The organism is Shewanella sp. 2_MG-2023 (assembly GCF_030548905.1).
GTDB lineage: Bacteria > Pseudomonadota > Gammaproteobacteria > Enterobacterales > Shewanellaceae > Shewanella > Shewanella electrodiphila.
Map to the genome: position 1 here is coordinate 328,299 of NZ_JAUOSO010000001.1, position 13,903 is coordinate 342,201.

Consider the following 13,903-nt stretch of genomic DNA (forward strand, 5'->3'; position numbering starts at 1 on the left):
TAATTGAAAGTGTGTACACTAAGGGGATTACAACGAAAAAGAGAAACTGGTACATAGGTCGATGGCAAAGCTAATCACTTTATTCAAATTACTGCCAAAAGTGCATCAAATAGCACTGAGTTTATTAGTTATTTTCACGGTAATTATCGTGTTATTCCCCTCTGATGACGCTAAAGCATCCAAGCAAACTACCGGTGGTACTGTCGATATTTCTGACCGTCTTGGCTTACAGCAAGATAACGATGATGAAAACGCTGAAACCAGCTCAAGAAACAAGCAATCCGAGTACTCGGTGCCGTTAGCTTTTAGAACACCAACGCCCCCGAACGAAAATAGTCTTCCGTCGAGTCAATCGACGCAAAAACAACAATCTCTCGCACCGTCAAAAGATAGCAGCCCTATTGCTAACTTAGATCCATTATCGACTTCTGATAATAACTTATTATCCCATAATGACGATGTTGAAAATGCTGTGCCTTACCGCGAAGCCGACCTACTGTCACACAAGTCATTTAAAGTGTCTAAAGGTGATACTTTTGGTGGCTTAGCCAATCGTGCAGGCTTAAGCCCACGAGATGTTTATCAAATAACGCGTCTGCCAAAATCGAAAAAGAACTTACTTAAGATCATGCCAGGCGAAGAAATCATAGTCACGAAAGATGCCCAGGATGAAATAACGCAAATCAGTTATCAAATGGACAAGATTTCAACCCTGTTAATCAGTAAAAATAAAGATAAATTTGAAGAAAAAGTGAATGTGAAAACCATCACCTTAGAGAATAAATTTATCACCGCCAATATCAGTAGTAATTTTTGGAATGCTGCAGCGACAGCAGGTTTGTCAGCTAACCACATTATGCAACTGGCTAATATCTTCGGCTGGGACATCGATTTCGCACTCGATATTCGTAAAGATGACCATTTCTCATTAATGTTTGAGGAAGAGTTTGTTGATGGTCAATTCATTGGCACGGGCAACATCTTAGCGGCTGAATTTTATAATCAAGGCGAGCGCTATACCGCAGTGCGCTATACCGACGGTGAATATTATTCAGAATCTGGTAATAGTATGCGTAAAGCTTTTTTACGCTCGCCAGTTGATTTTAAATATGTCAGCTCAAGCTTTAACCCTAGACGTTTACACCCTGTAACAGGACAAGTCAGAGCCCATAGAGGCGTGGATTATGTTGCCGCGATAGGTACACCCATTAAAGCGGCAGGCCGGGGTAAAGTCGTTGAAGCCAGCTACAATAAATACAATGGTAACTATGTCTTCATTAAGCATAATGACACCTACACCACTAAGTACTTACATTTAAACAAACGCAAAGTTAAACGCGGTGACACGGTTAAACAAGGCGAGATTATCGGAACTTTGGGCAAAACAGGCCGAGTCACTGGCGCTCATTTGCATTACGAGTTCATTGTGAATGGCGTACACCGTAATCCTAGAACGATTAAATTACCCAAATCTCAACCGATTGATAAAAAAGAGAAGAGCCAATTTGCGGTTTTGAGTAAACAACTTATGGCAAAAATCGAGCAAAATAAACAGCGCCATTACGCCAGTACAAACAACTCATTTGAATAGCTGATTGTGGGCGCTTATTTGGGCCCTGATTTAGGCCGCTGATTTAAGGCATTGAGTGGGAGTCACTTATATTTATTACAACTATGACTCACCAGCGTTAGCGGCTACTGTTAACCGCAATGAGCATATCAGTTTACCTGTTATAATTAGACAATCCTGCCGTACAGTTCAATTTAGGTTTACGGCAGTTAAGTACACTGTAATACGGAACTAGACAAAATCAATAAAACTCAGTACTGAGCTTATTAGACTCTTGAGCAAAAAAACATTTACTCTCCACTTTCCCTTAATTTGAGCTATTCACTATGACAATATCCCATCATCAACCTCAGTATTTCATCGGTTTAATGTCAGGCACCAGTATGGATGGTGTCGATGCTGTGTTAGTGGACTTCTCAGATAACAAAAGCCACCTTATTGCCAGTCATAGTATTGAAATACCTGAACACCTTTTAATACAACTACACCGTTTATGTACTCCTAATACTGATGAAATTAATATTATGGGACGCATGGATAGAGCGATGGGACTTTTGTTTGCCCAGGCTGTTAATGAGCTATTAGCCAAAACAGCACTTGATAAAACAGACATTATTGCAATCGGTAGCCATGGACAAACCATCAGACACATGCCAAACCTTGAACATGGCTTTACCCTCCAAATTGGTGACCCAGAAACCATCGCTGTTGAAACAGGGATTAATGTGATTGCGGATTTTCGCAGAAAAGATCTCGCTTTAGGTGGACAAGGTGCCCCATTAGTCCCAGCATTTCATCAAGCTATGTTTGCTAGAAATAACTATCCAAGAGTCATCCTAAATATTGGTGGTATTGCTAATATCACTTACCTGCCTGGCGACAGTGATCAAGTTATTGGTTTTGACACAGGTCCAGGAAACACCTTGATGGATGCATTCATTCTACAAGAGCAACTACTTCCATTTGATGAATCAGGCCAATGGGCCGCATCAGGCACCACTGATAATGATTTCCTACAACATTTATTGTCACACCCATATTTTGCTATGGCTTATCCTAAAAGCACAGGTAGAGAACTATTTAACCAAGCATGGTTAGAACAACAAAAAGCTAATTTTTCTCACTTAAGTCTTGCTGATATTCAATCGACGTTATTGGACTTAACTTGCCATAGCATTGCTAACGATATAAATCGTTTAACTGACTCAGGCAGTGTATTTGTTTGCGGTGGTGGAGCGTTAAATAAAACCTTAATGCAACGTTTAAACTTACTATTACCCAATCTTGCACTTTCAACCACATCTGCAATCGGCATGGATCCAAAGTGGGTAGAAGGCATTGCATTTGCTTGGTTAGCGATGCGCAATCACCATGGTTTAAGTGGCAACCTACCTGTAGTGACGGGTGCAAGTCGATTTGCGGTGCTAGGTAGTTTTTATCAAGCCAACTAGCTCTTCTTTAAGCACCACATTTATTTTTATTAACAATGCCCATTGGAGCGAAAAATCTTTCGCTCCATATCAAAGGTTCAACCCAATATTCTCTCGATGAGCCCCCTCTTTAAATGTCTGTTAGCGCTTGATATCTCATCTTCTGTTTCAAACTATATAAAATTCATATAAGCATCATTGAATTTATAGGCTTTTACTGCTTAACTTTTGCTAGATGAATCACTAGTAAAGAAAAACTGGCAGAGAAAAACTGATAAGGAAACCAATAGGCTCCTTAACAAAGGGACTTATCAACTAACAGCATCATTTCTCGCGTCAGTTGCAATCAACACAGTTATTAATAAATGGACTTAATCATCTTCAATTTAATAAGGACAGTTAAATGACCATCCAGCAAAAAATGTTAGCAGAATTTATCGGCACTATGTGGCTTGTACTTGGCGGGTGTGGCAGCGCTGTGTTAGCCGCCGCTTTCCCTGAAGTGGGCATTGGTTTACTTGGTGTTTCACTCGCATTCGGTTTAACCGTACTCACAATGGCATTTGCCATTGGCCATATCTCAGGTTGCCACTTGAATCCTGCGGTATCGTTTGGTCTATGGGCTGGCGGACGCTTTCCAACAGCGGAATTAGCCCCTTACATTGCTGCCCAAGTTACAGGTGGTGTGGCTGGAGCCGCTGTGCTATTTCTCATAGCTAACGGCCAAGACGGATTCAGTTTAGCTGGCGGGTTTGCATCAAATGGCTTTGCAGAGCACTCTCCTGGTGGCTACGGCATGATGTCAGTGTTAATTACGGAAATCGTGATGACAATGTTCTTTTTACTGATCATTCTTGGCGCAACAGACTCACGTGCACCAGCAGGCTTTGCCCCAATTGCCATAGGTTTAGGCTTAACTTTAATTCATTTAATCAGTATTCCAGTTTCTAACACCTCAGTTAACCCGGCTAGAAGTACTGGACCTGCACTATTTGTCGGTGATTGGGCTTTATCGCAATTATGGCTATTTTGGGTTGCTCCCATTGCTGGCGCAATATTGGCAGGCATGATTTACCGTTTTTTTGACAAACCAGCTGAGAACTAATCAAAGCAGAATGATTCAATTAGCCTGCTACAAGAGCACCCAATGTGCTCTTTTCTTTTTTAAAACTAACAGTCGATGTTATCATGCCCTATTCGCGCGAATAAGCGCCAAATTAGTCCCACTTTGCAATGAGAGTCCACCATGAGCAGCAAACCAAAATCAATTGAAGATCAACTCAACATGACACCAGAAGCACGCTACGATTACCTTGTTGAACAAGTTAAGCAAGAGCAACAAATTTGGAGCCTGCAAGACCAAGATGGTTGCGTTATGCTAACCACTGAAGACGAGGATTGCATTCCAATGTGGCCTTCAGAAGAAGCTGCAAAACTATGGGCTGTTGATGAATGGCGCGATTGTGAACCACTATCTATTCCGCTTAATGAATTTCAAGAGCGTTGGGTCGGTGGTATGTCTGAGGATGATTTATTCGTTGCTGTATTCCCAGTACAAGAAGACTTAGGTGTGGTTATCCCACCATATGAACTTGATTCACGTTTAACGCCGAAAAAGCAATCTAAGCACTAATGATATCTTCAGCTGATACCAACACTGCACTTACACTCAAGCGATAAGTTAAGGCCTTATGACGGATAAAAATTTACAACAGCAAGATGCTGAAGAGATAAATATTGTCGAAGCAAACACTGACAGTAGCACCGAAAAAAAAGCCTCCGGACAAAATGCTACCGAATCAGAAGTCACTGAACTAGAAGTCACTGAACTAGAAGTCACTGAACTAGAAGTCACTGAACTAGAAGCCACTAGCACAGATGTCATCAACCAAAGCGCTACTGAAAAAGCGGTTTTTCCAAAACGGCTTATCGCATTAATGGCGGTATATGTGATGACTTCTGTTAGCGGCTTAATGGCGCAGCAAGGTGTTTTACTGTGTGTATTAACCTTACTCATGGTATTAGGTGTAGCTGGCAGACAAAAAGCGGCGCTTTATATGCTACGTGCCTACGGCATTTTACAACTTGCCTTGTACAGCGTATTACCCATTATCATGTATGATCCTGACAACCTTGTCGCTGGGCCTACAACAGTAGACTTTGGCTTTATGCAAATGGTGCTGCCAGATTGGATTATTTTTAGCGTACTAATTCTATTGGCTATACTGCAAGTCTGGATAAGCTTCAACAAAGCGGTATTCAAGTGGTTTAAGCCGAGAATGAACTTTAATATCATCAGCTGATAAAATTAAAAAACAAAAAAGCCGTCATCAGACGGCTTTTTTTATCTTCCACTATCTACATTTAATCGCGATATACGAAATGTTAAATTAGACAGAGAAGCTTGCACCACAACCACAAGTAGTCGTTGCATTTGGGTTCTTAACAAAGAAGCGAGACCCTTCAAGTCCTGAAGTATAATCAACTTCACCACCAACAAGGTATTGAAGGCTCATAGGATCAACAACCAGTTGAACCCCTTGCTTTTCAATCGTGAAATCACCTTCGTTAACTTTTTCATCGAAAGTAAAACCATACTGGAAACCTGAACAACCACCACCTGTGACATACACACGCAGTTTTAATTCTGGGTTCTGCTCTTCTTCTAACAGTCCCTTCACTTTAGTTGCCGCAGCATCGGTAAATTGAATTGGCATTGCTGCATCTGTTTGTTCAGTCATTACTACCTCTTACTTCAGTTTCAGGTCGGAATTATCTATTACCTGACTAATTTGTTCAAGTATTACTCTTAGTTCTTTTTTAGCTTTCTAGTAACTCTGCGATCTCGAATGTTTGTTCAATGCTTCCACCTTTCACACCACGATTGGCCTGCACCTGAACTACAGCTTTAATTCTTTGCAAATCAAAATCTTGTGGCAAACTTATTTCCGCGTCAAACATTTGAAAATAACGAAAGCCAAATTTAAATGTCTCAATATCTAAATCACTTAACGAGATTTCAACTTGCTTTTCGCCTTGCACACCCACCAAAACAATGTCGGCAACGCCTTTAACGCTATTCTTACGCTTTTGTAATTGGGTTAAAATTAAGCGCATTTGATAACTGTTTGGCAATAAGCCTTTAGAAAGTTCAAGTCCATGTATTGCCACACCATCAACTTCTTTCTCTGGTGAGACTAGGCTGCGATAAAAAGCTAATTCTTGTTCAAGTGTTTTTTGTTGCTGTATTTGCTTAGAAAACATTTGTTTCATATTCACATTAGCTTCCTTTTCAATCGAAAGGGCAATATCAAGACGAGAAACGACATGAGACTGCTGCCTAAGCTCGGTTTTTAGCGCTGTAATTTCTACTGCTTCATGCTGCGGCTCAACAACTTCAGATATAAAAATAGTATGGCTAAGAACGCCAACAATAAAACTGATAATGATTAACGCAGATAAATATAAACCTGATGAACGAAATTTGCGTTCTTGAACTTGCAAGCGGTCAAGCAAGCGATGATAATTTAGCATTAGGTAACAAGCCTTTAATAAAATACAATGACAACGAATCGCCCATAAAGGATCTTAGGCAATACAGTGCAAATCAAAAGAAATAAAGCCGCTATTATTCACGCCAAAGCTGCAACACGCAAATATCTTCGTAATGAATTGAGAGATAAGCTTTCTCAGTCGAAGATAAGTGTGCAACTTTGTGGATTAGCCCTACTATTTGCCATTATTGCCTCTAGTGTCATCATCTTATTTCGTTTGTTGCTCAGTTGGGCGCAAGTCTACACAGTGCCTGAAGCCACCGACTTTTCTAGCACCGTTACCGATTGGCGTACATATTTGCCTATTGTAGGTGCATTGCTTATTTGGCTGGTGGCAGGTCTCGGCTCTAAGCGATATCGCCGTATGGGTATCGCCTACGTCATGCACCGTTTCAAACTCCATTACGGCAAAATCCCACTGCAATCAGCACCTGGACAGTTTTTTCAGGCGCTGATCGCGTTAATCGCAAATTTCTCAGTTGGTAAAGAAGGACCGGCCATTCACTTAGGAGCGGTTAGCGCGAGCTATTTCGCGGAAAAATTTAAGTTACCTGATAATAGTGTGCGTATTATGTGTGCGAGCGGTATCGCTGCTGGCATTGCAGCGGTCTTTAATGCGCCACTTGCCGCTGTACTGTTTGTATTTGAAGTGATTGTTCGTGAGTACAAAATTCATTACTTTTTCCCGATAATGCTATCGGCCATTTGCGGTGCACTCTCTAGCCAATTAGTGTTCGGCAATATCCACGAATATGACTTAATCACTGTCACCCGAATTCCATTGGATCATTATCCCATTCTGGCCATTGGTGGCATTGTCTTAGGTTGTGCAGCTGCTGGTTTCAATCATTCATTATTAAAAATGACTGCTATTGGCCAGCATTGGCCTTTGATTTATCGACTCATGATCGCGGCAAGCGTTACCACCTTAATCGGTTTATTTTTACCTCAAGCGTTAGGTGCCGGTGATTTAGCGATTCAAGCAACCATCATAGACAACCCAAGCTTAATGTTTCTTTTCGCGCTATTAATTGCAAAAATCATCGCCACTATTGCAGCCATTGGTTTTGGTATTCCTGGTGGGCTAATCGGTCCACTTTATGGCATTGGTGCATTGATTGGCGCAATTTTAGCCCTTGTCAGTGCGATGTTTTTCCCCTCTATCGCGCCATATGTAGGTTTATATACTGTCATCGGTATGACTGCGATGATGGGTGTTTGCCTAAGTGCGCCTTTAGCCGCATTGGTTGCGCTTCTTGAGCTCACCAATGATGCCGCTATTATCTTACCTGCTATGTTTGTCACCATTCCTGCATTTCTCATCGCCTACCAAGGTTTTAATACCAGTTCGGTATTTTTAAAACAGTTAGACATTATGGGGTTAGGCTACAAAGTACCGCCTGTAAATCAAGGTCTACAAAAGAAAGGTGTACGAGCAATCATGGATAAACGCTTTGTTATCGTAAATGATAACGATGCTTTACTCCTTGAAGTAATGAAGCGTGCAGAAGGTAGGCCCGTGCTCGTTCGTAATGCTGAGGCACAAATAGAAATGCTCAGTATCGAAATGCAATCAATTGAAGATTCTACGACACTTTCCCGACATAAAATGGAAGGCTTTTCTGACACTGCCACTTTAAATGAAGTCTACGAACTATTAGCCATCAAACGGCGTGGTGAAGTGTATATATATCGCGGAAATACTAATAATATTGTCGGTGTTATTAGCTGGGCTAATTTATGGCAAGAGATCCGTTCAGGACAAGTCTAATTTAAACAAAGAACCCCCCACTGAATTCCTCCAGATTCAGGGAGTGAACTATTGTTCTTATTTCGCTAATCAGTGTTATGTCTAAAAAGCGGTAAATAATCATTAGCGAGATTTAATATTCGTTCACTCTCTGTTAAAATCTCGCCTCAGCCACCCTACATAACCACAGGGTAAATAGCCCTTATTTACTCTCCTAATAATTGGAAATCAGGCTGATGACACAGTTTAGCGGTTCTCACATCCTTTCAGTTAATCAACTGGATCTTGATGCTATTAACACCATTTTTAATGTTGCCGAAGATATGACGCCTTATGCGCTGCGCGAAAAACGCACCAAGGTGCTTGACGGTGCCATTTTAGGTAATCTCTTTTTTGAACCCAGTACTCGTACTCGAGTCAGCTTCGGTTGTGCTTTTAACCTACTCGGCGGCAATGTCAGAGAAACAGTCGGCATGGGTTCATCATCACTATCAAAGGGCGAGTCTTTATACGACACCGCTCGCGTGTTATCGACATACTCGGATGTTATTGCCATGCGCCACCCAGAGGCTTATTCGGTAAAAGAGTTTGCTGAAGGCAGCCGCGTCCCAGTCATTAATGGTGGTGATGGTGCTAACGAGCACCCGACACAAGCTTTATTGGATTTATTTACTATTCAAAAAGAGTTAAGTCACCACGGACAAGACATTAGCGGCATGCATATCGCGATGGTAGGCGACTTAAAACATGGGCGCACTGTCCATTCGTTGTCACGTTTATTGTGTATGTATAAAGGTATTCAATTTACACTAATTTCACCATCTGACTTAGCAATGCCTGACTATGTGATCAATGACATTGAAAATGCTGGTCATAAGATCACAATAACAGATCAGTTAGAAGGTAATTTACATCAAGCTGATATACTCTATCTGACTCGCATTCAGGAAGAACGATTCGCATCACAAGATGAAGCGGACAAATATCGTGGCAAGTTTAGGTTAAACCACAGTATTTATACCAAACACTGTAAATCTAATACTGTGATTATGCATCCATTACCACGAGATTCACGTGCGGCAGCAAATGAATTAGATAATGATTTAAATAGTCATCCTAGCCTTGCTATTTTCAGACAGGCAGATAATGGCTTACTTATTCGAATGGCTCTTTTTGCGTTGACGCTTGGTGTTGAAAACCAGCTACAACAGCATGAGTGCCCTGTTAATTGGTATTCACGAAAGGCTGATAGATAGTCAGCTAACGATTTTTAGAAGGATTTCACATGACCCGCTCAGAAGCGCTTTTTGAACAAGCAAAACAAACCATCCCTGGTGGCGTTAACTCACCAGTTCGTGCCTTTAACGGTGTTGGTGGTTCACCACTATTCATCGAAAAAGCCGATGGTGCTTATATTTACGATGCTGATGGCAAAAAATATATCGATTATGTTGGTTCTTGGGGCCCGATGATTTTAGGTCACAACAATCCGCAAATTCGTCAAGCAGTATTAGAAGCGGTTGAGAACGGTTTATCATTTGGTGCGCCAACTGAACTTGAAGTGACAATGGCTGAAAAAGTCATCGAAATGGTGCCATCAATCGAACAGGTTCGTATGGTGAGTTCAGGTACTGAAGCGACAATGAGCGCAATCCGTTTGGCTCGTGGTTTTACTAACCGTGACAAAATCTTAAAGTTTGAAGGTTGTTACCACGGCCATGCTGACTGTTTATTGGTTAAAGCAGGTTCAGGTGCATTAACACTGGGTCAACCTAGCTCTCCTGGTATCCCTGAAGATTTCGCAAAACACACCCTGACTGCGGTTTATAACGACCTTGATTCAGTACGTGCTATCTTCGCAGAGCATCCAGAAGCTATCTCTTGTATCATTCTTGAGCCTGTTGCAGGCAACATGAACTGTATCCCACCAGTTGAAGGTTTCCTTGAAGGCCTGCGTACTATCTGTGATGAGTTCGGTGCGTTAATGATCATTGATGAAGTGATGACAGGTTTCCGTGTATCTAAAAGCGGTGCGCAAGGTCATTACAACGTTAAACCAGACCTAACAACCTTAGGTAAAGTGATCGGTGGCGGCATGCCAGTGGGCGCTTTCGGTGGTCGTAAAGACGTGATGCAATTCATCGCACCAACAGGTCCAGTTTACCAAGCAGGTACTTTATCGGGTAACCCAATTGCAATGACTGCAGGTTTAGCGCAAATGGACGCCTTATGCCAACCAGGCCTTTACGAAGAGCTAAATGCTAAAACTAAGCGCATTGCTGAAGGTTTCAAGGCTGCAGCTGATAAGCACGGTATCCCATTGAGCATTAACCAAGTGGGCGGCATGTTCGGTTTCTTCTTCACTGAAGACACTAACCCAATCACCAGTTTTGACCAAGTAACACAGTGCAACATGGATCACTTCCGTCACTTCTACCACTTAATGCTAGATGAAGGTGTTTACTTAGCGCCAAGCGCTTATGAAGCAGGCTTCTTATCAATGGCTCACGGTGAAGAAGAACTTGAGTTAACCCTTGTAGCTGCAGATAAAGCATTTGCTGCTTTAAAAGCACTTTAAGTACTTACAAGTTAGCTATCTAAGATAGCACTTTAGAGACTTGATAAAGGACTGGCTCAGGCCAGTCCTTTTTTATTGATCGTTTGATTGCTGCTAATACTAAATCAACTGTTCAATCTTTAGGTTGAACACAGTTAAAATCAAATGACTGCAACACTTAAAGCGCATAATTTGCATATAAAAAAAGGCGCTATCGGCGCCTTTTATATTGCTAAATAGTCATCAAAAACTAAGTGATTTATATCGCGGGTACTTTAAATTTTTCGCCATCAATTTCTAGCACCACATCTCGTGGCCTTATTTCTATGATATTGAGACTACCCTGAATGCTATCCCCTTCTTGCAGTTCTTCACCATCAACATTCAACCAACGGTTTTCAGCAGCTGATGAGTACACATGTGCCTGAATATTAAATTCAGGGACCCGTAACTGCACACTTGCAGGCAGTTGACCATAAGATGGGATTTCATCTTTGCTAGTGGTAGGAATAGGATCAAGCTTTTCTTCTGTAACAGGTGCATTAGCAGAGCTTTCATACTCTACTTCTTTTAGCGCAGCTTCAAAGGCAGCCATTAAGTTATTCGCATTACTCGCATCATCTGCAGTTGAGTTACTTGCATCAATGTTTGAAACCGTTTGGCTTTGCTGTTCATAATTGACATCACTTGCCGCCGCACTCACTTTCATCCGCAGAGCATCAAGATCTGACGTTTTTTTATAGTTAGAGTTAGCGCCTAATATAATCGCATCATCGCCATATAAAGCCTGTAACTCAGCAGCTGTTAGCTGATTAGCACCACTTGCTTCAGCGTCAATATTTCGGCTAACGGATTGATTTTTCGCAGGTGCTGTTTGTCTATTATCTGCTTGAGACTGCTGTTTAGGTTCTGTTTGATATTGCTGACTAGATTGCCCACTGTACTGACTTGGTGTCATTTCGCCACCTTGATTGCTCAGTCGATAATCATAGGTTGTTTCATTCGTCGCCGGCTGACTGCTGCGGGATACATATTGTGTTGTCCCATTCACTTGCGATAAGGATTTAGCGATAGGCAGTGCAACTTTATTGGCGATACGAACTTCACTTTGCGTCTCTGAAGAACGACTAGCAGGAGTCATTGATTGGCTTTGACTAGTTTGAGTCTGCTCGTTGCCTGTATTATTTTGCGTCTCTTTCGCTTGACCTATATTGCTCGTTGGCACAATAAGTTTAGACAAGCCCCAAGCTGAAGCGATACCTAGCGCAATAACCACAGCTAACAGCACATACTTAAGCCAAGGGCGTTGACCATTCACATGCTGATAATTCGCTCTAGGTGTTAACACAGCATCAGGGAGCTCCCCCATTTGCTGTTGTTTTTCTTTTGTCACCGCATCTAGCAATATAGACATTAGCTACGACCTGCTTGACGACTTAATCTAGGGCCTTGTTGATTAAGGTATAAATTAATTTGTACTAAGGTTTGATTACCGGCAATGCCATCTGATTTAAGACCATGTTGACGCTGAAAGGCCATTAGTTCCTGCTCTAAATTATTATCAAAAGAATTAACCAGTCTAGGTGCTCGTTGACTAATAATAGCTAAGCTTGTTTCTAACCATTGAATTTGAGACAAGTTAGAAGTACGGCTAATCTCTCTTGGAATATCACCAGATGCTTTCCAAAGTAATTCAAACGTGCCGCTAAAGTGGCGATTAAACCAATCTTTATTCACCCATAATTGCTGCTCACTCAACTGGAGTAAGATTTGTTCACCTTCTCGAGCAACAACCACACCGTAAAACTGATTGGCTTGCTGATCTTCAAGGTAAACAACAGCAGGGTAATTTAAACGTGCAATGCTATTCCAATTACCTTGCTGTTGATGGCACTGTAAACCTTGCTGTTTCGCCGCCTGACACGCTGTTAAACCAATAATAGGTTGCTTATCCCAAAGTGCAAACAGGCCTGCAAAGGCATTATCAATACTGCGACTTTGTGCCATCGCTGAGCGAACAATACTTTGACTACCATTTGATGGAGCCTGTGTTTTTTTCTGTTCTTGTTGAACTGATGAGTTTGTTGTTGCACTTGGTGTAGTTTGGGGTTCAGTTTGTGATTCAGGCAGGAATAAATAAAATGACACACCGAAAGCCACAACTAACGAAGCCGCTATCGCCATTGGCCATTTATTGCTGCTTTCAACAGGAATATCACCTAAGACTTCTGCTGCTGCTTGCTTAATCATGTGGTGATCAATCGGCACTTTAGATTGGCCATAACCCGCCATTAATGCTCGTTCACACAAAAGGTTGGTCAATCTTGGAATACCACCACTGAATTTATGTAGCGCTTTACAGGCCTTTTTAGTGAATAACGGCTCGAACCGGCCAGCAACCTGTAGGCGATGTTGAACATACAATTGAATTTCTTCAACTGTTAGCGGCAACAAATGGTAACGAGCTGTAATACGTTGTGCTAGCTGCCTTAATTCTTGACGTTTGAGCAACTGCTGCAATTCAGGTTGACCAATTAAAATCACTTGGAGCAATTTTTTAGTATCAGTTTCTAAGTTGGTCAATAATCGAAGTTGCTCTAACACCTCAGGACGAAGATGTTGGGCTTCATCAATAATAAGCACGGTATTACGGTCATTTTGATGATTATTCAACAAGTACTGGCTAATTAAATCAGTTAGCTGCTTAATCGATGGGTCTTCACCATATTGAATCTTTAGCTCATCACAAAGCGTTGCTAATAACTCTTGTTCAGTTAAAGAAGGATTGAGAATAAAAGCAGTGTCAGTATTATCTGGTAATTGTTTTAATAAACAACGTGATACTGTAGTTTTACCTGTACCGACTTCACCAGTTAATAATACAAAGCCACCCGTTTCTCCTAAACCATAAGTTAAGTGAGCTAATGCTTCTCGGTGACGATCACTGAGAAATAAATAATGCGGGTTGGGCGCGATTGAAAATGGATTATCATTCAATCCATAAAATGCTTTATACATCTGGCCAAAAATCCTTATTTAAAA

General features: G+C 41.5%; 12 protein-coding genes. 8 read left to right on the top strand and 4 right to left on the bottom strand.

Annotated elements, in window-relative coordinates; all coding sequences use genetic code 11:
* Positions 1–61 precede the first annotated feature (61 nt).
* The 5 genes from Q4600_RS01380 to Q4600_RS01400 all read left to right on the top strand — a co-directional run bounded on the left by Q4600_RS01380 (position 62) and on the right by Q4600_RS01400 (position 5,303).
* Positions 62–1,591, top strand: coding sequence for a peptidoglycan DD-metalloendopeptidase family protein (locus Q4600_RS01380; protein WP_303512451.1), 1,530 nt, complete (start codon positions 62–64; stop codon positions 1,589–1,591).
* 305 nt (positions 1,592–1,896) lie between these two features.
* Positions 1,897–3,021, top strand: coding sequence for an anhydro-N-acetylmuramic acid kinase (locus Q4600_RS01385; protein ID WP_102529720.1), 1,125 nt, complete (start codon positions 1,897–1,899; stop codon positions 3,019–3,021).
* A 382-nt stretch (positions 3,022–3,403) separates the two neighbouring features.
* Complete coding sequence (gene aqpZ / locus Q4600_RS01390) at positions 3,404–4,105, top strand: aquaporin Z (RefSeq protein ID WP_303512449.1); 702 nt, start codon at positions 3,404–3,406, stop codon at positions 4,103–4,105.
* A gap of 141 nt (positions 4,106–4,246) precedes the next feature.
* Positions 4,247–4,633 carry a DUF2750 domain-containing protein gene (locus tag Q4600_RS01395; RefSeq protein WP_102529722.1) on the top strand — a complete coding sequence of 129 codons (387 nt, stop codon included), beginning with the start codon at positions 4,247–4,249 and terminating at the stop codon, positions 4,631–4,633.
* 250 nt (positions 4,634–4,883) lie between these two features.
* Positions 4,884–5,303, top strand: coding sequence for a hypothetical protein (locus tag Q4600_RS01400; protein WP_102529792.1), 420 nt, complete (start codon positions 4,884–4,886; stop codon positions 5,301–5,303).
* Positions 5,304–5,390: 87 nt separating this feature from the next.
* On the opposite strand, the gene erpA is transcribed toward Q4600_RS01400, so the two are convergent.
* Together erpA and Q4600_RS01410 are read right to left on the bottom strand one after the other, a co-directional pair.
* Complete coding sequence (gene erpA / locus Q4600_RS01405) at positions 5,391–5,741, bottom strand: iron-sulfur cluster insertion protein ErpA (protein WP_055024237.1); 351 nt, start codon at positions 5,739–5,741, stop codon at positions 5,391–5,393.
* A 79-nt stretch (positions 5,742–5,820) separates the two neighbouring features.
* A complete protein-coding gene (locus Q4600_RS01410; RefSeq protein WP_303512446.1) occupies positions 5,821–6,534 on the bottom strand; it encodes a DUF6776 family protein in 714 nt (237 codons plus the stop codon).
* 66 nt (positions 6,535–6,600) lie between these two features.
* Between Q4600_RS01410 and Q4600_RS01415 the strand changes: the two genes are divergently transcribed.
* From Q4600_RS01415 to hemL, 3 genes are all read left to right on the top strand, one after another.
* Complete coding sequence (locus Q4600_RS01415; protein WP_303512443.1) at positions 6,601–8,325, top strand: chloride channel protein; 1,725 nt, start codon at positions 6,601–6,603, stop codon at positions 8,323–8,325.
* Positions 8,326–8,540: 215 nt separating this feature from the next.
* Positions 8,541–9,560: an aspartate carbamoyltransferase gene (locus tag Q4600_RS01420; RefSeq protein ID WP_102529725.1), complete on the top strand. Its 1,020-nt coding sequence runs from the start codon at positions 8,541–8,543 to the stop codon at positions 9,558–9,560.
* A gap of 29 nt (positions 9,561–9,589) precedes the next feature.
* Positions 9,590–10,882, top strand: coding sequence for a glutamate-1-semialdehyde 2,1-aminomutase (gene hemL, locus Q4600_RS01425; protein ID WP_248954513.1), 1,293 nt, complete (start codon positions 9,590–9,592; stop codon positions 10,880–10,882).
* 238 nt (positions 10,883–11,120) lie between these two features.
* Here the strand turns inward: hemL and Q4600_RS01430 are convergent, their stop codons facing one another.
* Both Q4600_RS01430 and Q4600_RS01435 read right to left on the bottom strand, forming a co-directional pair.
* Positions 11,121–12,275, bottom strand: a complete 1,155-nt coding sequence (locus Q4600_RS01430) for a general secretion pathway protein GspB (protein ID WP_303512438.1) — start codon at positions 12,273–12,275, stop codon at positions 11,121–11,123.
* Positions 12,275–13,879, bottom strand: a complete 1,605-nt coding sequence (locus tag Q4600_RS01435; protein WP_102529728.1) for an ExeA family protein — start codon at positions 13,877–13,879, stop codon at positions 12,275–12,277. Before Q4600_RS01435 ends, Q4600_RS01430 begins: the two co-directional genes overlap by 1 nt.
* Positions 13,880–13,903 lie beyond the last annotated feature (24 nt).